A 21677-nucleotide genomic window follows, 5' to 3' on the forward strand; every position below is an offset into this window, starting at 1 on the left:
CCTCATACGCCATCCGCCAGCGCCTCGAGCACCGCGCGATCGGCGGCGTCCGGGCTACGCGCGAGATAGGTGCGGAGCATCGCCTTGCCCTCATCGGCGCGCCCGTTGCGCAGCAGCACCAGCCCGAGCCCGCGCCACGCCGCCGCCGGGGCATCGGCGCAGACGATCGCTTGCCGATAGAGCGCCTCGGCGGTCAGCTTGTCGCCGCGCTTGTCGCGGGTGCGATAGAGTTCGCCGCGCGCATAGAGCAGCGGACCGGTCCAATGGCCGTGCGCGAGGTTGTCCAGCAGGTAATCGCTGCCGCCGAAATCATTGAGCTTGATCTGGTCGTCGATCAGCATCGGCCAGATCGGCGCCAGCGCGGCGCTATACTCATCGGCGCCGTCGAACGCGGCAGCGGTCGTGCTCAGCCCCTGCCCTGCACGGGCGAGATAGGTCATCCGCTCCAGATCCATCGGGTGCGACGCGAACGGACCATAATCGGTGTCCTTGCGGCTCCTCACCCCGAGCCCGCGCACCTGCGCGTCCTTCTCCTCGCGCATCCGCATCCAGATCGTGCTCGCCGCCATCGGCCGGTAGCCGGCGCTGCTCAGCCGTTGCAGCCCACCGAGATCCGCCTCGCGCTCCTGGCCGCGGCTGTAGGTGAAGTAGCTGGCAAGGAAATCGGGCATGAAGTTGCGCGGCCGGTCGCCGGCGAACGAGGCGACCGTCAGCCAGGCGCCCCAGCTTGTCGCGCTGCGCTGCTTGCGCAGCCCGGCGAGGCTGTGACGGTTTTCGAAATGGGTGAACTCATGGCCGAGGATCGCGGCGAGCTCGGCCTCGTCGCGGATGCGCAGCAGCAAGCCCGAATAGACCTGCAGCACGCCATTGGGCGCCATGCTGGCGTTGCTGACCGGCACGCGCAGCAGATACAGCCGCACGCTCGCGCAGCCGGCAGTCCCCACCTCGCGGCACAGCACGCGACGCAAATAGGCGTTCACCTGCGGCTCGCGGATCACCAGCTTGGAGGTCTTGAGCTCGCGCTCCGCCTCGTCCGCCTCGGCCCACAATCCCTGCTCGTCGCGACCGATCGGCCGATAATTGGGCGCGGACGGCGATCCGCTCGGCTTCGGCTCGGCAGCGCCTGCCACCGTGGCAGCGCTCAGCAGCGCCGCCAGCATCGCGCGGGCGATCATCGACCGCTCCTGCCCGGCGCGGGAAAGTCCTCCAGCAGCTGCGCGACGCGCTTGGCCGCGCCCTGCGCGTCGCGGACATCGCCGCCCATGCGCGCATCGGCGTTCATCCACAACAGGTCGCCGGTCTTGAGGTCGATCAGCCCGGCATAGCCGGCATGCTCGCCCGCGGTGACGCTCGCGCCGATCCCGGAGGCAGCGACCGCGAGCAACGCCGCCGCCTGGAGCAGCTTGCGCCCGGTGGAGCCATAGGCATCGTTGGTGGCGACGAACAAGGCATAGTCGCCGCCGACGCCCGCCGCGAGCCGGGCAACGCCCGGCCCCAGGCTGTATTCAAACCCGGTCTTCTTCGTCGGCAGCCGATCACCCTTGAACAGGCGATGCTGGAGGACGGTATCTGCCACCGCCCCGAATAACGCGCGATAGTTCGCCAGCACCGTGGCCGCCTCGCCCTCGGCATCGGGCATGAACACCATGTCTACCGCACCGCCGGGCCGCGCCGCGACCAGCGCGTCGGCGATGTTGCGGCGCGCGGCGCGGGTCCAGTCGGCATTGGGGCTCACCGTGCCGCCCGCGGATTGGGCGCCTGCCCTCACCTCGGGGCGCAGCACCAGGATGCGGATCGGATGGTCCGCGGGGAAGACGAAGCCCGGCCGCGTCGCTGCTTTCTCCTGAGCCGGTGCCGCTGAACTGGCCAGCGCCAGCCCCACGAGCATGAGCCGTAATCGTGCCATTCTTCCCTCCCCCCGGAGTGATCAAACCTCGCCGCCCGTCCTCGCGAGCCAATACAATCAGATCAAGTCGCGGAATTTGGCCGCGACATTCTGTACTGCGCGACAGATTTCAGCCGCCAGATCGGTCGTCAACTGTGTTCGACTCGCACCATCCGCGACAATCCTATGGCTATACTTGGCAGCTGTACAGTCACGACCTGAGATCTGCCAGATAGGCAAGGCATGCCTGCCTGAAAGACGGTGCCCGCAACTCGGCGTGCCGCGAATGTTGCTTCGATATCTGCAGCTTGACTAGCATACCTTGCCTGCCTCTCGAACGCCTCGCGATCGATTGCCTCGCCTGCCGCGATGCGCCACCATGGCCTGACGAACGATGGCACCACGCCGTCACGCGCCACAGAAGAGTGGCCAAATGAAGCGAGAGGATTGCCGTGATTGCCAAGCGATTGTCCAAGTCCATAGCCATGGCCGTGCTGCTCGGCGGCCTGTCGCCGGCGGTCGCGCAGGAGGTGCTGGACACGGATCCCAATACCCTCGCGCCATCCAAGGACCCCAAGCGCGTCGCCAACGGCCTGGCCCAGACCCCGCCGATGGGCTGGAACAGCTGGAACAAGTTCGCGTGCAACGTCAACGAACAGACGACCCGCGCCACCGCCGATGCGATCGCCGCCAACGGCATGAAGGCGGCCGGCTACCAGTTCGTGGTGATCGACGATTGCTGGCACGGCACCCGCGACGCCAACGGCTTCATCGGCGAAGACAAGACCCGCTTCCCTTCGGGGCTCAAGGCGCTCGGCGACTATGTCCATGCCAAGGGCCTGAAGTTCGGCATCTATTCCGATGCCGGCACCAAGACCTGCGGCGGCCGCCCGGGTAGCCAGGGCCATGAATATCAGGATGCCGTCACCTATGCGCGCTGGGGTGTCGACTATCTCAAATACGATTGGTGCTCGACCGGTACGCGCAACGCCGAGGAAGCCTATGCGACCATGGCCGATGCGCTGAAGGCGAGCGGGCGGCCGATCCTGTTCTCGATCTGCGAATGGGGCACCTCCAAGCCGTGGCTGTGGGCGAGCAAGATCGGCAACATGTGGCGCACCACCGGCGACATCACCGACAAATGGAAGGGCAAGTATAGCTACAGCTGGGGCGTCGCCTCGATCGCCGACCTCAACGAGCCGCTGTGGCCGTTCGCCGGGCCGGGCCATTGGAACGATCCCGACATGCTCGAGGTTGGCAACGGCGGCCTCAGCGACATCGAATATCGTGCGCATTTCTCGTTGTGGTCGATGATGGCGGCGCCGCTGATCGCCGGCAACGACATCGCCGCGATGTCACCCGAGACGCGGGCCATCCTGCTCAACCACGATGTGATCGCGGTCGACCAGGACGCGCTCGGCATTCAGGGCCATCGGGTATCGCAACTGGGCGACCTCGAGGTCTGGACCAAGCCGCTTGCCGACGGCGGCCGCGCGGTGCTGCTGTGGAACCGCGGCGAAGCCCCGGCGACGATCGCCGCCGACTGGACGACGCTCGGCCTGCCGACCACGGTGCGCCTCCACGTCCGCGACCTCTGGCAGCATCGCGACCTCGGCACCCACAATGGTCGCTACCAGGCCGAGGTTGCTCCCCATGGTGTCGTCATGCTGCGGCTCAAGGCCTGATCGCACCGTGCCGACGCTGGTGCCGGCCGGATCACGCGATCGCGACCGGCACGTGCGCTTCATTTCGTATTTCAATTTTGCTTTTTACGTCGCGGTGCGTCAAACTGGGTGCGACCGAAAGAGATCGGCACTGAGGGGATAGACAATGCGACTGGGCGTGATGGCATCTGCGTGGGTAATCGCGTGGGCGGTTCCGGTGGCGGCGCAAACCTACGGGCCGATCAACGCCACCCTGCCGGCCGGCGGTGACAGCTATGCCAAGGTGATCGGCGGCGACAATGCGGCACCGATCGGCGCGGCCGAATGGACGCTCTCGGCCTGGATCGATCCGTCCAAATCCGCCCCCGGCACCGTGCTGGTCGCCGGCTTCGGCGATCCCGCTGCCGGGCCGCGGCGCTTCATCGCGCTGGTCGATGGCCGCCCGGCGCTGGTCACCGAGGCCGACACGTTAGCTGCCCCGGCGATGCTGCCGAGCCGCGGCTGGCATCACATCGCCGCGACGATGAGCGGCGGCATTGCCCGTCTGTATGTCGATGGCCGCCAGGTGGGCCAACGCCGCCTCGCCGCGGCCCCGGTAGCTCCCGCCGCGCTGCTCGGGCCGCGCGGCGCCGGGCCGGCATTCGCCGGCCGGATCGCCGATTTCCGGCTCGATTCGACCGCGGCCAGCGCCGCCTCGCTGCGCACCGCCGCGCGCACCGCGCCCGATCCCGCCACCCTCGTTTTCCAGACCGGCAGTCCTACCTGGCCGGTCCAGGTCCGCCAGATGTATGGGCAGACGGCGCCGCAGGATGCCTGGACGCTGCCGACGTCGCGCGCGCCGCTCGGCAAGCCGGTCGCCAAGCCGGTCACCGCGAGCCCCGCGATCGCCGCGGCGGGCCCTGGCGAATGGACCGTCGGCGGCTGGCGCCTCGCGGAAGCGCCCAAGGTCACAGCGCCGGGCGACGCGATCAGCCGCGCCGGCTTCGACGCGGGCCGCTGGTATCCCGCCACCGTGCCTGGGACCGTGCTGACCACGCTGGTCGATCGCGGCGTCTATCCGGACCCCGGCTTCGGCCTCAACAACACCGCCATTCCCGAAAGCTTGGCGCGTCAGGATTATTGGTATCGCACCGAATTCGACGTGCCCGCCGCGGCGACCCAGCAGCGCCAGCTGCTGACCTTCAAGGGCGTCAACTATGCCGCCGAGGTGTGGCTCAACGGGGCCAAGCTCGGCACCATGAAGGGCGCGTTCATCCGCGGTCATTTCGACGTCACCGGCAAGCTGCTCCCCGGCCACAATGCGCTGGCGGTACGGGTGTCGCCGCCGCCGCATCCCGGGCTCAACCAGGAGGAATCGCTCACCTCGGGCGTCGGCGAGAACGGCGGCATGATGATGCTCGACGGCCCGACCTTTGTCGCCACCGAGGGCTGGGACTGGATCCCGACCATCCGCGATCGCAACACCGGCCTGTGGCAGGGCGTCACCCTGCGCGCCACCGGCGCCGCCGAGATCGGCGATGCCCATGTCGTCACCGCGCTGCCCCGCGCCGACAATTCGGTGGCTGAGGTGGAGATCACCGTGCCCGTCGCCAACCGCTCGGACCGGCCGGTCGCCGCCACCGTCCGCGCGCGGTTCGACGATGTCACCGTCGACAAGCAGGTCAGCCTCGCCCCCGGCGAGCACCGCGATGTCGTGCTGCGCCCGTCCGAGTTCGCGCAGCTCGCCGTCCAGCATCCGCGGCTGTGGTGGCCCAACGGCTATGGCGAGGCGGCGCTCCACGATCTGACGCTGACCACCAGCGTCGACGGCACGACCAGCGACACCAAGCAGCTGCGCTTCGGCATGCGCCAGGTGACCTACGATCTGTCGCTGATGGATCAGGCGGGCGAGCTCGAGCGCGTCACCGTGGATCTCACCCGCGCCCGCGCGCTGGGGCCGCAGCCGATCGTCGACGGCAGCCACGCCGGAATCCGCAAGGTGCCGAACGGCTGGGCCGCGAGCCTCTACCCCGGCGCCGAGAAGAGCGCGGCCGTCACCCCGCTGGTCGATGCACCCGGGCTGTCGCCCTATCTGGTGCTGCGCGTCAACGGCGTGCGGATCGCCGCGCGCGGCGGCAACATCGGCATGGACGATTTCATGAAGCGGGTGGATCGCGCTCGCCTCGAACCAATGTTCCGCCTCCACAAGGACGCGCATCTCAACATCGTGCGCAACTGGGTGGGCCAAGACACCGAGGACACCTTCTTCGACCTCGCCGACGAATATGGCATGATGGTCCTCTCGGACTTCTGGGAGTCGACCCAGGACTATAACATCGAGACCGACGTCCCCGACGTGTTCATGGCCAACGCCACCGACGTGGTGAAGCGGTTCCGCAACCACCCGTCGATCGTCGTCTGGTTCGGGCGCAACGAGGGCGTGCCCCAGCCGGCGCTCAACGAGAGCCTGCAGAAGCTGGTGCATGAGGAAGACGGCACCCGCCTGTACATGGGCTCGTCCAACCGGGTGAACCTGCAGAACTCGGGCCCCTACAATTGGCAGCCGCCGGAAACCTATTTCACCACCCATGCCCGCGGCTTCTCGGTGGAGGACGGCACGCCGTCGCTGCCGACGCTCGAATCCTGGCAGCGGACGATGGCGCCCGCCGATCAATGGCCGATCAGCGACGCCTGGGCCTATCATGACTGGCACCAGACCGGGAACGGCGCGGTGAAGACCTATACCGACACGCTGGCGAAGCGGTTCGGCGCGGGCACCAGCCTGCCCGACTTCGAGCGCAAGGCGCAGATGATGCAGTATGAATCGTACCGCGCCATCTTCGAGGGCTTCAACGCCGGGCTGTGGAGCGTCAATTCGGCGCGGATGCTGTGGATGACCCAGCCGGCCTGGCCGTCGTCGGCCTGGAACATCTTCTCGTCGGATTGCGACACCCAGGCGAGCTTCTACGGCGTCAAGAAGGCCTCGGAGCCGGTCCACGTCCAGATGAACCTGCCCGACGGCAAGGTGGTGCTGGTCAACAACGGGCTTGCCGCGCTCACCGGGGTGACGGTGCGCGCGCATGTGGTGGGTCTCGGCAACGAGCCGCTGCTCGATCGCGACGCAAGCGTCTCGGTACCCGCACAGGGGGTGGCCGACGCCCTAGCGCTCGACCTGCCGGGGTTGACCGGCAAGGGCATGGCGCTGATCCGCCTCACCGCGGTGGGCGGCGACGGCAAGGAGCTGTCGAGCAACCTCTATTGGCAGGGCGCCGACGATGCCGCCTATCAGGCGCTCACCAACCTCGCGCCCGTCCCGCTCGCCACCACCGTCAGCCGCACGGTGGTGAACGACGAGACGGAGGTACGGGTAAGCCTCGCCAACAGCACCAAGACCCCGGCGCTCGAGGCCAAGCTGACGGTGATGAACGCCGATGGCAGCCAGGTGCTGCCGGCCTATTTCAGCGACAATTACGTGTCGCTGCTGCCCGGCGAGACCCGCGAGGTGACGATCCGGTATCCGAGCAGCAAGGCCAAGGGAGCGCGGGTGACGCTGCGCGGCTGGAACGTCGCCGCCGCGGCCGTGCCGATCCGATGATCGGCCGCCTTGTCGTCGCCGTCGCGCTCGCCGGGGCGGCGATGCCGGCAAGCGCGATGGCCGCGGATGCGCCGGTGGTCGCGGTCGAGGGCGGGCGGATCGCCGGCGAGAGGCTGGCGGACGGCCGCACCATCTTCCGCGCCGTGCCCTACGCCGCGCCGCCCGTGGGGCCGCTGCGCTGGCGGCCCCCCGCGGCAGTACCGCGGTGGCAGGGCGTCCGCGCCGCGCGCGCCTCGGCGCCGTCCTGTGCCCAGCTCGACGATGGCTGGAACAAGGCCAATGCGGATGGCAGCACCGAAGACTGCCTCTATCTCGAGATCGGCACCCCCGCGCTCAAGCCGGCAACGCCGCTACCGGTGCTGGTGTGGATCCATGGCGGCAGCAACAAGGCCGGCGGCGGCGCCGGGACGGTACAGTCCTCGCTCGCCAAGCGCGGGATCGTGCTGGTCTCGATCCAATATCGTCTCGGTCCGCTCGGCTTCATGGCACATCGGGCGCTGACCGCCGAGAGCCCCAATCATGCCTCGGGCAATTACGGATTGATGGACCAGCAGGCGGCGCTGCGCTGGGTCCGCCGCAACATCGCGGCGTTCGGGGGCGATCCGGCGCGGGTGACGATCGGCGGCGAATCCGCCGGTGCGCAGGATGTCGGGCTGCAGCAGGTGTCGCCGCTCGCCGCCGGCCTGTTCGCCGGCGCCATCGAAGAGAGCGGCACCGCGGGCTTTGGCTGGCCCACCCGCGATCTGGCGACCAGCGAAGCGATCGGCGACGAGATCGCGACCCTCGCCGGCGCGCCCGCGGCCACTGCCGATGCGCTGCGCGCGCTGCCTGCCGATCGGCTGCTCGCCGCCGCGCGGCGGATCCACACGCCGAACGGCCTGCCCGAGCCGGGCACGGTATGGCTGCAGACCACGATCGACGGCCATGTCATTACCGAGCCGCCAGCCATCACCCTCGCGCGTGGTACGGGGGCCCGGGTGCCGCTGCTGATCGGCGCCAATGCTCGCGAGATCGGCTTCTACGATGACGCCGCGACCGCGCGTGCCGCGCTCGCGCGCGCCTACCCCGGCCACGGCGCCGAGGCGGCCCGACTCTACGGGCTGGCCGGCGCAACGCTGCCCGCGGACGATCCCGTGTTCGGCCCGGCGACGCTCCACGCCGCCACCGATGTTGTCTTCACCTGCCCCACCAGCCTGGTCGCCACCGCCCAGACCCGGGCGGGCGTGCCGGTCTGGCGCTACCGGTTCGGCTATGGCGCCACCGTGTCGCACGCCAGCGAGCTGCGTTACGTGTTCGGCAACCCGGGCGAGCAGGGCATCCCGGCCGATGCTGCGCCGCTCCAGGCCTATTGGGCGAATTTCATCCGGGCCGGCGATCCCAACGGCGCAGGGCTCGTCCGGTGGGACGGCCACGGCCCCTCGGGCCGCTATCTCGCCTTTGCAGCGACCGGGGCAGGCATGCGGCAGGACGGCGGCACGGCGCCCTGTTCCTGGGCCGTCTACCCCTGAACGGCCACCCACCGTCTGGATCATAGGAGCGTTCATGTCCGCAGCCCGGCTCGTCCCTGCCCTCGTCGCGCTGACGCTCGCCAGCACGCCTGCCTTCGGCCAAGGCCAGGCAACTCCCGCAGCTGCGGCGGACGCGCCGCGCTTCGCCCGCATCTTCACCGATCATGCCGTCCTGCAACGCGGCCGCCCGATCGCGGTGTGGGGCTATGCGAAGCCGCGCGCCACGGTCCGCGTCACGCTGGGCGAAGCGGCGGCGTCGGTGCGGGCCGATGCCCGCGGCACGTGGCGCGCGGCGCTGCCCGCCCGCGACGCCGGCGGCCCCTATGCGCTGACCGCCACCGCCGGCGGCGAGCAGGCGCGGCTCGCCGATGTCATGGTCGGCGACGTTTACCTATGCTCGGGCCAGTCGAACATGGAATTCCCGGCGCGGCTGTCCACCGGCGCGTGGAGCGGCCTCGGCGCGCCGGCCGATCCGGGCTTGCGCTTCGTCACGATCACCAAGGCCAGCGAGCCCGCGCCGCTCGCCGATCTGCGCGATCCCGTCGCCTGGAAGACAGCCGCCCCGGACACCGTCGGCGACGCCTCGGCCGTCTGCTTTTATATGGCTCGTTCGCTGCGCAAGACGCTGAAGGTGCCGATCGGCTTCGTGGCCGCCGACTGGGGCGGCACCACCATCGAGGGCTGGATCAGCGCCACGGCGCTGCGCACGCTGCCGGCTTATGCCCCGGGCATCGCCCAGGTGGCCCGGCTGGCCAGTGACTCGGCCGGCGCAAAGGCCGCCGACGCCCGGCGTCAGGAAGCCTGGTGGGACGCGCACCTCGCCGGGTCCGCATCGCAGCGCGCCTGGATCGCCCCCGGCTTCGACGACGCCGCCTGGCCGTCCTTCGCGCCGGCAGGGTCGTGGAAGGAGGCCGGCATTCCCGCGCTTGCCGGCTTCGACGGCGTGATGTGGCTGCGCCAGCGGATTGAGCTGACCGCCGCGCAGGCGGCCGCGGCGAATTCGCTCCTGCTCGGCACGATCGACACCTTCGATACCTGCTGGATCAACGGCCAGCGGATCGGCAGCGGCACCGCCAACTGGGCGACGCGCGACTATCCGTTGCCCGCAGGCACGCTCCATGCCGGCGCTAACGAGATCGTGCTGCGGGTGCTCGGCGGTGGCGGCCTGACCGGCGACCCGCAGGCACGCGGCATCAAGGCGGGGGACGGCACGCTGATCCCGCTGGATCGGGCCTGGCGCTACCAGCTCGGCGCGCGCGCCACCGGCCTGTCGGTCGCGCCGGCGCCATGGGACGTGCCCAACAGCCTCACCACGCTCTACAACGGCATGATCGCGCCGATCGCCGGCTATGGCTACACGCTCGCCGCCTGGTATCAGGGCGAGTCCAACACCGCTGCCGCGCGCGACTATGCGACGCTGCTGCCGATGATGATGGCCGACTGGCGGCGCGCGACCGGCCAGCCCACCCTGCCCTTCCTTATCGTCCAGCTCGCCGCCTACGGCCCGCCGCGCAGCGAGCCCGGCGAGTCCGACTGGGCAACGCTGCGCGACATCCAGGCCAAGGTCGCCCGTGCCGACCCGCATGCCGCGCTGGCGACTGCGCTGGATGTCGGCGACCGCTTCGACATTCACCCCTCGCAGAAATCGGTGGTCGGCGAGCGGCTCGCCCGCGCCGCCCGGGCGCGTGCTTATGGCGAGCCGATCGCCGCCGGCGGCCCCGAAGCACTGGCGGTAACACGCGGGACCAACACGCTCGCGATCCGCTTCCGCGACGCGGGCACGGGGCTGCGCACCTATGGCGCCGATATCGCGATCGGCTTCGAGGCGTGTGACGCGACAGGCTGCCGCTACGTGCCGGGCAAGGCGGCCGGCGATGTCGTGACGCTGGCGGTGGATGATGCCGCCGCCGTCACCCGCGTGCGCTATGCCTGGGCGGATGCGCCGCCGGTCAACCTCTACAGTAGCGACGACCTGCCCGCCGTGCCGTTCGAGCTGAAGGTGGACGCGCCCTGAAGCGGGCATCTCTGCCCAACTCTCCCTATATGCGCCCGGAACGCATCACTGGAGCGAGACCGACCTCATGACCGACCCTCACAGCCGCTACGCCACCCGCCTCGGCCTCTATATCGATGGCGAGTGGATCACCGAGGGTCGCGAGACGCAGCCGGTGCTTGATCCCGCCACCGGCGCGACGCTGGCGGCGTTGCCGCTCGCCACCAGCGCCGATCTCGATCGGGCACTGGACGCTGCCGAGCGCGGCTTCCGGCTGTGGCGGGCGACACCGCCGCAGGAACGCGCCGCGGTGCTGTCGCGCACCGCCGCGCTGGTCCGTGAGCGTGCCGATCTGCTGGCGACGATCGCGACGCTTGAGGAGGGCAAGCCCTTCGCCGAGGCCAAGGGCGAGGTCGGTGCCACTGCGGCGCTGCTCGACTTCCACGCCGGCGAGGCGGTGCGCATCTACGGCCGGGTGCTGCCGCGCCCGGTCGGCACCCGTTCTCTGGTGCTGCACCAGCCGGTCGGCCCGGTCGCGGCGTTCTGCGCGTGGAACTTCCCGGTGATGAACCCGGTCCGCAAGCTGTCGCCGGCGATCGCCGCGGGCTGTTCGGTGATCCTCAAGCCGAGCGAGGAGACGCCGGGCGCCGCAGTGGAGATCCTGCGCTGCTTCGAGGATGCGGGCCTCCCCGCCGGCGTCGCCCAGCTCGTGTTCGGCGTGCCCGATGCGGTGTCGCGCCAGCTGCTCGCCTCGCCCGTCACCCGCAAGCTCAGCTTCACCGGCTCGGTGCCGGTCGGCAAGCATCTGCTCAAGCTAGCCGCCGACACGGTGATGAAGACCACGATGGAGCTCGGCGGCCACGGCCCGGTGCTGGTGTTCGACGATTGCGATCTCGACCGTACGCTCGATATCCTCGTCCAGCATAAATTCCGCAACGCCGGCCAGGTCTGCGTCGCGCCGACCCGCTTCCATGTCCAGGAGGGCATCTATGATCGCTTCGCGCAAGGGTTTGCCGAGCGCGCCAAGGCGCTCAAGATCGGCAACGGGCTCGACGCGGGGACGCAGATGGGGCCGATGGCCAATCCGCGCCGGCCCGAGGCGATTGCCGGGCTGATCGACGAGGCAGTCGGCGCCGGGGCACGGCTGCTTACCGGCGGCGTCCACGAGGCCGGCGACGGCTTCTTCTTCACCCCCACCGTGCTCGCCGACGTGCCGCTGGCGAGCGGGGCGATGAACGAGGAGCCGTTCGGCCCGGTCGCGTTGATCCGCCCCTTCGCCACCGTCGACGAGGCGATCGCCGAGGCCAACCGCCTGCCCTACGGCCTCGGCGCTTATTGCTTCACCGAGAACGGCCGACGCCAGAACCGGCTCGGGGACGAGATCGAGGCGGGGATGATCGCAATCAACAACGTGCGGATGAGCTGGGCCGACGCGCCGTTCGGCGGCATGAAGGACAGCGGCTACGGTTCCGAAGACGGTCCCGAGGGCATCGCGGGCCATCTCGTCACCAAGGCGGTGCATATCGCCTGAGCCACGGCCGTCTTAAGCGGGTGACGGGTGCGCTGGCGCCGTCACCCGCTTAAGGAGGCGGCATGGCGAAGAAGAAGCGCTTTCTCACCGCGGTGATGGCCGGAGGGTATATCAAGACGATCGGCCCCACCGCGGCGCCCTTCACCCATTATTGGCGCATCGTCGCCGATCTCGGCGGCGGCCGCACCGAGGTGTTCTGGGGCCATGCCAAGTCGCTCAGGGACGCCGCCAGCAAGAAGGCCGCGGCCGCCGACGCGGCGCTGCAGCGCGGCTGGAAAGACTATCGCTTCGAGATCGTCGACCTTATCGAAAGCGCCGAGCCGCCGCGCTGAGCACGGCGCCCTGGCATGAAGACTGCCTGCCCCCGTCCCGCCGTTCGCCCTGAGCCTGTCGAAGGGTGGTGAGACTCACCGGGCTTCGACAGGCTCAGCATGAACGGGGCGACACGCTTTTCCGCTGCTTCAGCCGGCACGAGCCCGATAGCCGTCGGTCAACGTGCCGAGGAAGGCGATGATGTCCTCGATCTCGGCATCGGTCATCGGGTGCTGCTCGCCGGGTTTGCGGTCGAACGGCGCATCGGCGGTGTCGATGTTGGCGCGGTAGCGCGCCGGCAGGTCGTCGTAGAGCGCGACATGCCCGCGGGCATCATGCGGGTAGATCCGCGCCGGATCGGTGGCGCGGAGATTGTAGAAATCGAGCACCTGCTTGAGGCTGTGGTAGACGCCATTGTGGAAGAAGATGCCGCGCGTCGCCGCGTTGCGCAGCGTCGGCGTCAGGAACATGCCGCAATATTGGGTCTGGCGGGCGAGATCGGTGCGGCGCGGCCCGCACAGCCCCATGTCGACGTGATGCGGATCGCGGTTGGCGGCCAGGCCGCGGTTGCGCGGCACGCCCAGCGCCTCATATTCGGTGTCGGTGAACAGCGGCGGCATGCCGTCGGCGCCCGGCTGGCTGAGGTGGCAGGCAGCGCAATTGCCCTTGGCGGGATCGTTGAACAATCGCAGCCCGCGCATCTCGGCGTGGCTCAGCCGCGCATGGCCCTCCAGCCACTGATCATATTTGCTGTCGAAGCGGTGAAAGCTGCGATCCTCGATCTGGTAGCGCGACAGCGCCGACATTGCCTCGGCGAACAGCATCTCGGCATTACTGCCGAGACCCTTGCCGAACAGCGGCTCGAGCAGGCGGGGATAGCCGGCGCGCACCAGCTTGCGCGCGACATCGGCAACGTCCTTGTTGGCCATCTCGGCAGGATCCATCATCGGGCCTGTCGCCTGTGCCATCAACGTGTCGCTGCGCCCGTCCCAGAACAGCCCGCCGCGCGGCACCAGCGCGACGCTGGTGGTGGCGACGCCCGCCGCCTTGGTCGCGCGCTGGCTGCCCGCTGCCTGGGCGGCGAGCTGGTCGAGCGGGATCGGCGCATCCTCGTCGGCTGCGGGACCGATCGCAAAGGCGGTCTGCCGATACAGATAGGTCAGCGTCGGCGGCGGCCGCAGCCCCTCGGCAATCATCTGCGGCCCGCCGAGCTGGACGAAGCGGCCGTTGGGTGGACCATAAGCATGCGCGGCGCTGTGGCACGACGCGCAGGATTGCCGCCCCGAGGCGGACAGCGAGGGATCGTTGAAAAGCCGCTGGCCGATCGTCGCCAGCGCGGTGAGCGGCTGCGCCGGCGGGCGGACCAGCACCACCGGGTGCGGGTTGGCACCGGTGACATTCTCGATCAGGCGATCGAACGTCGCCGGCGCGGCTTGCGGCCTCAGCAGGATGAAGGCGATGCCGGCGAGGATCGCGGCCATGCAGCCGAGGCCGGCGAGCACGAGCAGCCGGCGGGCCCGGTCGGGCGATGATCGGGCGATGGCGGGGGAAGAAACGCTCGGCATCGGGCCGTCCTGTCGACATCCGCGGCAGTGCCGCGGGAGGATAACGACGACAAGACGTCGCGTCGGATCGGTCCGGCGCAACGTCCTGTCGGTCTGTGATCCCGGTGCGACGGACGCCGCACCGGGAGGTGCCTGGGATCAGGCCGGCGGGTTAGCGACCTTGGTGCCGAGCAGCGGATCGAGGTACAGCGGCGTGGTGTGCGGTGCCGCGGTGAAGTCGAACATGTTCATGATCGTCCCCGCGACGCTGTCGTTGGAGCCGCCGCCGAGGCGCTGACCCTTCAGCCAATTGTCTTCAATGAAGCGGACCACTGACGATTGGGTGATCGGCGTGCTGTCGACGTAATTCACCTTGGCATAAGGCGAGATCAGCAGGAACGGGATGCGCGATCCCGGGCCGCAGCGGCCGTTGACCGGTGCGCCGGTGAGGCCGAGCGCCTGCAGCGCGGATGGGCCGGTGCACTTGCCGGGCGCAGTGACCTGATCGGCGGTAGCGTCGAACGAGCCGAACTGGATGTTGGGCGACTGGTGATCGTACCAGCCATCGGAATCGTCATACAGCACCAGCACCGCGGTGTTCTTCCAGTCCGGCTGCTGCTGGAGGAAGTTGATCGTCCGGGCGACGAACGCCTGCTCGTCGAGCGGGTTGGAATTGCCCGGGTGGCCATCCTGATAGGCCGGCGCCTTGATGTAATTGACGGACGGATAGTTGCCCGCCTTCACCGCGGCGACGAAGTCGTTATAGTCATATTGGTGATGCACCGGCGTCGTCGAACCGGTCGCGTCGAGCGTGGTCTCGGTATGGCCGATCATCGCCACCGAGCTCGGCCGCGTATGCTGCGGATTCTGCGTCGAGGCATAATATTGGAACCAGGCGTGGTGCGGGCTGTAGTCCACCACCGTGCGGCTGGTATTGGGCGAGACGGTGCTGCGCTTGCAGGCGGTGGTCGCGTTGGCGTTGGTCGTGGTTAGGTCGAAGCCGCCCATGAAGCCGCCCCAGGTGATGCCTGCGGCGTTCAGCAGATCGCCGATGTTCTTGCCGGCCATCATCACGGGGTTGGTGCCGGTGGTGCAGGTGTCGCCCTTGGGATCGGGATCGCCGATCACGCTGAAGCTGCCCTGCCCGTCGGCGACCGTGCCGGTGCCCGAGGCGTTGGACGCGCCATTGGTGGTGCCGGCGACGACGTTGAGCGCACCGGGCGTCGACGGGCCGAACGAGTCGGTGAACGCATTGTCGTTCATCGCGAAGTTCTGCGCGTAGCTCCACAGGGCGGTGACGGTGTTGCCGTCGAAATAGCCCATCACCTGCGCCGCGGTGCCGAACGCGCCGGCGCCGCCGCTGGTGCCGCGGCCGGTGTTGGCGACGAACGCATCCATCCGGCCATTGTCGGTCGCCAGCTGCTCGGGCGTGTAATTATGGTTCTGGCTCGTGGTGTCATATTGCGCCCGATCGAGGCGGAACGGGTTCATCAGCGCCGGCGAGATCCCGGTCGCCAGGTTGCTGGCGTTCGTGGTGTTGGGATTGTTGGTGAGCAGCGTCGAGTTGCGCAGATAGCCGTTGACCTGCGGCGTGCCGCTGACCGCGGTGAACCCCGGCTCGCCACTCGGGTTGGTCGCCGACGGATAGGTGCCGAAATAATGATCGAACGACTGGTTCTCGCCGAAGATCACCACCAAGTGCTTGATCGGCGTCGCCGTGGTCAGCGCATCCTGTTCGGATGCAACCGGCGTCGGGGTGGGTGTGGGCGTCGGAGTCGGCGCCGGGCCGCTGCCGTCGGACCCGCACGAACTCAGCAGCAATGCGATGCACGCAACCTTGGCGGAAGAATATAACTCCTTACGAAACATCGCGAGACTCCCTGGCCGAACGCGTTGCTTCGCTCCCCGCCCACTCCCGGAAGAGCGACAAGCGTCATCAATGCGGATTTACCGGCATGCCAAAAGAACAATGTGAGCGGCAGGATGCCTGCCGTATCGTCCCAACAGCATGGCAACGTGACAGCCGCATGACTGATCACATCGAAATCGCATGAGATCGGTCGTTGATCGGACGAATACATGGCTGTGCCGCCTTTAGTGCACGGCGACACCGGCGATCGGTGCGCTGTTGCTGCACGGCGATGGAGCACCGCGTCGCGTTGAGCCCGCGCTGCAAACCACCGGCGACAGGGCACCGGTCACGAAAAAGCCCGCCCCGTTGCCGAGGCGGGCTCCTTCATTCACGCATCGCGGATCAGAGGTTGGCGGTGATGCTGATCGCAACCTGCCGGCCGAGCGCGTCGTAGCGCTGCGGGAAGGTGTTGCTGTACGACAGGCTGTAGCTGTACGAATTGGGGATCACCGGCGGCGTCCGATCGAACAGGTTGTTGGCCGAGAACTGGATCGAATAGGCCTTGCTGACGCGGAAGCTCAGCGCGAGATCGAAATAGTCATAGGCCGGGATGCGGAAGTAATCGCTCCGCGTCGAGCCTTCGACATAGCCGATACTCGCGTCACCCGAGTTGCTGACGTTGGTCAACGAGCTGAGGTGCCGCCAGTTGAACGACGCCGTCAGGAAGCGATCCTGTGTGGTGTAGGTGGTCCGCAGGCTGCTGGTCCACTTCGGGATCAGCTGGCCGCAGCCACCGCCGAAATAGCCCACGCAATTGTACTTCGCGAGGATTGGCGAGTCCTGGCCGCCGGCAAGCGTGGTCAGCGAGCCCGAGAAGTCGAAGTCGAGCCGGCCCAGATTCTCCAGTCGCAGGCCATACTGCCCCTGGAAGTCCCAGCCATAGGACTTGCTCTTGTAGTAGTTGGTCGTGCCCTGCCGGATGAAGCCGGTGGTGGGGTTCGTGCTCGGATCGCTGTCGAGCGTGCCGTCCGGGTTGCGGATGAACATGTCGCAGAAGAAGGCATTGCCGGTCGCGGCGCAGCCGGTCGAGAAATAGCTATAGTCGTTGTAGCCGATCGAATCATTGAGATCGACCATGAACCGATCGACCGAGAAGCTCAGGCCCGGGAGGAACCGCGGCTTGACGATCACGCCGAAGGTCTTGGTGTATGCCGTCTCCGGATCCACCGTGAAGTCGCCGCTGCGATAGCTGCAGCCGACGTCGGTCGGGCAGAGCAGGGTCGGGCTGCCGTAGAGGTTGGCGGCGAGACCGGTCGCGGCGCAGGCCTGGGCCGAGGCGACCGGGGCGCCATAGCTGCCGTCGGCGTTCACCGTCGGGGCGCAGATGTCCTGATAGCTAGTGGTCAGGCGACCGTAGCTGACATTCTTGCCCTGGAACGCCTCGACCACGGTCGGCGCCCGCTGCGCCCGGTTGACCGAGCCGCGGAAGGTGAGATCCGGGATCGGTGCCCACAACCCTTCGAGCTTCCAGGTCGAGAAGGTGCTCGGGTTGCTGCTGTACTTGGAGGCACGATAGGCGCCGTTGAACTGCAGCAGATCGGCGAACGGCTTGTGCTCGACGAGCGGCGCCTGCAGTTCGATGCCGCCTTCCCAAACATGCTGGCTCAGGTTCTGATTGCTGCCGCCATACAGGTCGATCCATGCCTGATCAAGGTAGCTGTTGAGCTTGTCCTCACGGAATTCGCCGGTGAAGGCAACTGCGACGCCTTGATTAGCCCAAGGGCTCTTGATGCCATAAGTGCCCAGATCACCTTGGACGGTCGCCACCACGTCGTAGAGCTTGTTGACGGTCACGTCATGCGCATAGGTGCCGGCCAGCACGTAGTTGAACAACGCCTGCTGGCTGGTGGTGGAGTTGGCACTAAATGGATCAAAGGGAACGCAACCATCGGCGCCGCCATTGGCGCAGGTGATGGTGCCATTGTTATTGACGACGTTGAGCGCGTTTTCGACGCGATCATAATCCGGCTCTGCCCAAGCGTAGTCCTGCCGGTTGCGCGCATAAACGCCCCCAACATCATAGCTCCAGCCGCGTGCGATTTCGCCGCGAACGCCGGTTGAGATGCGGAGGCCGTTGTTCAAGTAACGGTCTTCTTGGTCACCCGCGTTCAGGCGGTAGCGTAGTTCGATCGGGACGGTGGTGCTGGTGCCGGCCGCGGTGCCGCAGATCGTCTGTGCTTGCGAGGCCGACAAGTACGGATTGTCGCAGCTAACCGTATAGGCGCCTTGCGAATAGTTCGTGGCGCTCAGGATGCGCGCCGGAAAGACGTTATGCGAGTCGTCACGAAACCACATTACGTTGGCATAGACTTCGGCTGCGTCCGAGAATTTGAACGACGCAAAGCTGCCGGCATTCCACCGCTCGTCAGCGCGCTGGTACGAATAGTTGCTGTAGGGATTCTCGGCGAGCGCCGCTGAATAGGGGACGAAGGTGCGGCTGCCGTCCGGGTTGTTGAGATAGGTAGCGCCAGCGTTGGGGCCGGTCTGGGGTGAGACGTAGCCGTAGTGGGTGTAGGTCGAGGTCTGGCAGCCGAGCGGCCCCTCGACGTTATCCGACACGGTCTGCGTAAGATAGCAGCCCGACGTCGACCGCGACGACAGCGGCACAAAGTCGCTGTGGCGGTAATCGACATAGGCCGAGATGTGGAACCGATCGTCGAACATCTTCTTGCCGACGGTCAGCGTCAGGTCCGAACGGCCACCGTCGAAGGTGTTGCCCTGTGTCGGCTGGGTAAACCCATACTGGCTCGCGGTCTGCGACGCGAGGCTCGACTTGTTGTCGTGTGCGTAGAAGTTGTAATTGCCGTTGAGCTGGATCCCCTCGAAATCATTGTCGAGGACGAAGTTGACGACACCAGCGATCGCGTCCGAGCCATAGACCGCCGAGGCACCGCCGGTCAGCACGTCGACGCGCTTGAGCAGCGAGGTCGGGATCATGTTGACGTCTTCGCCGTTCATCGAGCCGAGCCGCTTGCCATCGACCAGGACGAGCGTGCGCTCGAAGCCGAGGTTGCGCAGCTTGATGCGCTGCCGGCCGTCCGAATCCTGATAGTTCTGCTGGCTGTCCGGGGCGATCTGCGGCACGCGATTGAGCACGTCCTCGACGTTTACCGCTGCCTGCTGGTGGATCTCGTCGGCCGTCACCGAGGTGATCGGCGCCGCCGCGGTGGCGTTGGGCCGGTTGATGCGTGAACCGGTGACGACGATGTCGCGGTTTGCCGCCTGCCCGCTCGCCGGTTCGGCGCTCGTGGCCTGTGCGGCTTCGTTGCCGCTCGTCGCGGGGCTGCCCTGAACCGTGGGATCAACCGTCTGTTGCGCCATCGCCGGTGCCGCAAACACCGTCGTGATGCAGGTGGAAGCCAGTAACAAGCCGTGCCATCTGTTCATGTGCATTTCCCTTTCGTGTCCCCCGGAAAACCTGTTCGCTGCGTCGTCTAAAGCCGCTGGGCGCGGGCGCCGGCCGGTAGGCGCGCCACTTGCCCGTGCTTGGCCGTCAAGCGCTGTGATCGTGCTGGGTGATACGGGACAATGTGCGAGAGCGCGTGCACCGCGGCCCTGGCGGCGCCGTAGCCGGCCGCACCAATGCCACGCCAGCAACGGCTGGGGCATCGCCGAGCGGCCACCGTCCACCGTGCCCCAGAAGCATGCCGGCGCGTTGCCCTGTCCTCATCTCTACCCCCGGCTACCATCCCGACACCCGCCTCGCTTGTCAGCACGATCCCTGCTGGTTGAGGGGTCTAGGTCGCACGGGCATCTGCCGAGGTTCAATACCAAAACCTGTCCACTTGCATGTTTTGTCGCGGACCAGTGATATTGAAGCAACATTCGCGCTCTGAGCACGTGATTGGCGATCCTTTGCTGCGATCTTCCTGCAGCTGTGCCCGCGGACGATCATGGACCAGCCTCGCCCCCGGTTAGCCGCGTTACCGTCAGCTGGATCAACCGCCCGAAACCAATGCAACCGCTGGAGCAGACGGGGTTTTTCGGAAGATCAGGACAGCGACGTGAAAGAGACCAATGCGAGAGCTTTGAACAGAAAAACTCACGCTGTCACGACCGCCGAAGCCGCGGAGCGGCTTCGCAGGTTGCTTGCCAGCAAGATCCAGCGAATGCTGCGGGGCCATTGGGGCGCGCGCGCGCAACGGGGCGCCCGGGGCGATTGTCGGCGGCGACGCGATCAGCAGCGTCGCCAGAAAGTCGCCTCGCACGGGCTCATCAGTGCCCGGAACGGCGGCGGGCTGCACGAGGCGATTACGCGTCCCTACAGCTGCATGACGCTGCCAGAAATGCGGCCAATGCTTAGCCCGCCCTACTCGGCTCTGGCTGGGTTGTACGCACGACGACCGGCAGCAACCAGCTCATCCTTGATGAGCCAGCGCTCCGAGCCGTAATAGGATGGGAGCAGATCAGGCGCGTTCTGCGCGGGATCTTTCAGCCAGCGATTATGCCAGGTCATGAACCACAACCAATCCGCTTGTGATCCCAGCCCTGCCGGATCGGAGATCGGTCCGTTCTCGTGCAGGCAGATCGGCACGCTGTCACCGACGATCGCTTTGACTTGACCGAACATCCCACTCAAATTGCCATGGTCCTCGACATAGAGGTCGGCGCCCGCGACATCCACATAGCGGCGCGCTGGGTAATAAGCGCGATCGACGTTCTGCCCCGCCCAGCCGAGTACCCAGATCAGGTTGTTCAGGCGTCGGACGCCGACGAAATAGTCGTACAACATTCGCCACAGCGCGATGAACGCGTCCGGTCCATGCTTGCCCCACCAGAACGAGTCGCCGCTGAATTCGTGGAACGGCCGCCACAACACCGGCACGTGTCGGTCGCGCAGCACCGTCAGCAGATCGCCGACATGCGCCATCTGCTCGCGCATCATGACGTTCTGCGCCGTGCCGGGGATCAATACCCGCGCGACGTCGAAGTCCTTCTTGGCAATGTCATAGCCGGTGCCGATGTCGGGTGCGCCCGAGTGCCAGCACAAGGTGACGATCCCGCCGGTGGCATGCCACGCCGTGGCGCGCTCGTTCACGCCCTGCTGGTCACGCGGCTCGACATAGTCGACCCCGAGCAGCGCCGGCTGCCTGCCCGTGACGTTCTTGATATAGTCGAGCTCAACGCGCGGCCCGGGAGTCGAGAAATTCTGCTCTTGCTGCCCGGTCAGTGTATGGCGGCCATAGATCGAACAGAGATAGGCGTAGAGTGCCCGCGCCTCCGCCGACGCCCCGGGGGTTGCTCAGCACGCCCTTCCCCGGCCCCGCCGCGGGCGCCGCCCAGGCGGCGCATATCGGCACCAGCGCCGCCGCAGAAGCGGCGATCGCGCCGCGCCGGGTGCTGCCGGCGGCGTTCATCGCCCCCGGTGTACCATTGGTGAGTCACGGGATAGACCCGCCCGCCTCGTCGTCGCCACGCATCCTGCCCTCTGTGGTCACCTCACCCCTCTCTTCGGCTGGTGAGCGGCGTTCGGTGACCCGCCTTATTGGCAGCGGTCACTGTAGCAGAGTTGGTGTCACCCAAGTCTGGTCTTGTGCGCAAACGACAACGCCGCCCGTGAGGGCGGCGTTATGATTTGTGTCGTTGGTTGCGGGGACATGCAGCCATCTTAATTTGCTAACAACCTGCCGGTGCTGAATGATGGGCATAAGTCAGGGCTTGAATGGGTGGGCACACGACTAGGGTCAGGACCCATTGATGTGAGCGTCGCGATCTGATTCAGGCTCCGCGAGGAGACCGGGATGAGCGACCTGT

12 protein-coding genes are annotated in these 21677 nt (G+C 67.5%); 6 read left to right on the top strand and 6 right to left on the bottom strand.

Annotated features, from left to right (window positions below; all coding sequences use genetic code 11):
• Positions 1-2: 2 nt before the first annotated feature.
• Both AC07M8_RS13565 and AC07M8_RS13570 read right to left on the bottom strand, forming a co-directional pair.
• On the bottom strand, positions 3-1175 hold the full coding sequence (locus AC07M8_RS13565; RefSeq protein ID WP_495174855.1) for a M48 family metallopeptidase: 1173 nt from the start codon (positions 1173-1175) through the stop codon (positions 3-5).
• A complete protein-coding gene (locus tag AC07M8_RS13570; RefSeq protein ID WP_495174856.1) occupies positions 1172-1906 on the bottom strand; it encodes a hypothetical protein in 735 nt (244 codons plus the stop codon). The genes AC07M8_RS13565 and AC07M8_RS13570 overlap by 4 nt, the downstream gene beginning before the upstream one ends.
• A gap of 464 nt (positions 1907-2370) precedes the next feature.
• Between AC07M8_RS13570 and AC07M8_RS13575 the strand changes: the two genes are divergently transcribed.
• The 6 genes from AC07M8_RS13575 (at position 2371) to AC07M8_RS13600 (ending at position 12487) form a co-directional block, all read left to right on the top strand.
• Positions 2371-3570 carry a glycoside hydrolase family 27 protein gene (locus AC07M8_RS13575; protein WP_495174857.1) on the top strand — a complete coding sequence of 400 codons (1200 nt, stop codon included), beginning with the start codon at positions 2371-2373 and terminating at the stop codon, positions 3568-3570.
• 160 nt (positions 3571-3730) lie between these two features.
• A complete protein-coding gene (locus AC07M8_RS13580; protein WP_495174858.1) occupies positions 3731-7123 on the top strand; it encodes a glycosyl hydrolase 2 galactose-binding domain-containing protein in 3393 nt (1130 codons plus the stop codon).
• The gene (locus AC07M8_RS13585; protein WP_495174859.1) at positions 7120-8631 is read left to right on the top strand and encodes a carboxylesterase/lipase family protein; all 1512 of its coding nucleotides are present in this window, start codon (positions 7120-7122) and stop codon (positions 8629-8631) included. Before AC07M8_RS13580 ends, AC07M8_RS13585 begins: the two co-directional genes overlap by 4 nt.
• 34 nt (positions 8632-8665) lie before the next feature.
• On the top strand, positions 8666-10645 hold the full coding sequence (locus tag AC07M8_RS13590) for a sialate O-acetylesterase (RefSeq protein WP_495174860.1): 1980 nt from the start codon (positions 8666-8668) through the stop codon (positions 10643-10645).
• Between the two features lie 67 nt (positions 10646-10712).
• Positions 10713-12155 (top strand): NAD-dependent succinate-semialdehyde dehydrogenase, encoded by a 1443-nt coding sequence (locus AC07M8_RS13595; RefSeq protein WP_495174861.1) that lies wholly within the window; start codon positions 10713-10715, stop codon positions 12153-12155.
• Positions 12156-12217: 62 nt separating this feature from the next.
• Entirely contained in the window at positions 12218-12487 is a 270-nt protein-coding gene (locus AC07M8_RS13600) for a hypothetical protein (protein WP_495174862.1), read from the top strand.
• Positions 12488-12616: 129 nt separating this feature from the next.
• Here the strand turns inward: AC07M8_RS13600 and AC07M8_RS13605 are convergent, their stop codons facing one another.
• From AC07M8_RS13605 to AC07M8_RS13620, 4 genes are all read right to left on the bottom strand, one after another.
• Positions 12617-14032 carry a cytochrome-c peroxidase gene (locus tag AC07M8_RS13605; protein WP_495174863.1) on the bottom strand — a complete coding sequence of 472 codons (1416 nt, stop codon included), beginning with the start codon at positions 14030-14032 and terminating at the stop codon, positions 12617-12619.
• 138 nt (positions 14033-14170) lie between these two features.
• Positions 14171-15880 carry a phospholipase C gene (locus AC07M8_RS13610; RefSeq protein ID WP_495174864.1) on the bottom strand — a complete coding sequence of 570 codons (1710 nt, stop codon included), beginning with the start codon at positions 15878-15880 and terminating at the stop codon, positions 14171-14173.
• Positions 15881-16265: 385 nt separating this feature from the next.
• Positions 16266-19310 carry a TonB-dependent receptor domain-containing protein gene (locus AC07M8_RS13615; RefSeq protein WP_495174865.1) on the bottom strand — a complete coding sequence of 1015 codons (3045 nt, stop codon included), beginning with the start codon at positions 19308-19310 and terminating at the stop codon, positions 16266-16268.
• Positions 19311-20232: 922 nt separating this feature from the next.
• The gene (locus AC07M8_RS13620; protein ID WP_495174873.1) at positions 20233-21111 is read right to left on the bottom strand and encodes a glycosyl hydrolase; all 879 of its coding nucleotides are present in this window, start codon (positions 21109-21111) and stop codon (positions 20233-20235) included.
• Between the last annotated feature and the right edge of the window lie 566 nt (positions 21112-21677).

It is taken from the genome of Sphingomonas sp. GW821-FHT09E03, from assembly GCF_059416225.1.

Excerpts from the sequence above, each read along its gene's own strand:
- AC07M8_RS13565 (WP_495174855.1), bottom strand. The coding sequence starts at position 1,175 with ATGATCGCCCGCGCGATGCTGGCGGCGCTGCTGAGCGCTGCCACGGTG.
- AC07M8_RS13570 (WP_495174856.1), bottom strand. The coding sequence starts at position 1,906 with ATGGCACGATTACGGCTCATGCTCGTGGGGCTGGCGCTGGCCAGTTCA.
- AC07M8_RS13575 (WP_495174857.1), top strand. The coding sequence starts at position 2,371 with ATGGCCGTGCTGCTCGGCGGCCTGTCGCCGGCGGTCGCGCAGGAGGTG.
- AC07M8_RS13580 (WP_495174858.1), top strand. The coding sequence starts at position 3,731 with ATGGCATCTGCGTGGGTAATCGCGTGGGCGGTTCCGGTGGCGGCGCAA.
- AC07M8_RS13585 (WP_495174859.1), top strand. The coding sequence starts at position 7,120 with ATGATCGGCCGCCTTGTCGTCGCCGTCGCGCTCGCCGGGGCGGCGATG.
- AC07M8_RS13590 (WP_495174860.1), top strand. The coding sequence starts at position 8,666 with ATGTCCGCAGCCCGGCTCGTCCCTGCCCTCGTCGCGCTGACGCTCGCC.
- AC07M8_RS13595 (WP_495174861.1), top strand. The coding sequence starts at position 10,713 with ATGACCGACCCTCACAGCCGCTACGCCACCCGCCTCGGCCTCTATATC.
- AC07M8_RS13600 (WP_495174862.1), top strand. The coding sequence starts at position 12,218 with ATGGCGAAGAAGAAGCGCTTTCTCACCGCGGTGATGGCCGGAGGGTAT.
- AC07M8_RS13605 (WP_495174863.1), bottom strand. The coding sequence starts at position 14,032 with ATGCCGAGCGTTTCTTCCCCCGCCATCGCCCGATCATCGCCCGACCGG.
- AC07M8_RS13610 (WP_495174864.1), bottom strand. The coding sequence starts at position 15,880 with ATGTTTCGTAAGGAGTTATATTCTTCCGCCAAGGTTGCGTGCATCGCA.
- AC07M8_RS13615 (WP_495174865.1), bottom strand. The coding sequence starts at position 19,310 with ATGAACAGATGGCACGGCTTGTTACTGGCTTCCACCTGCATCACGACG.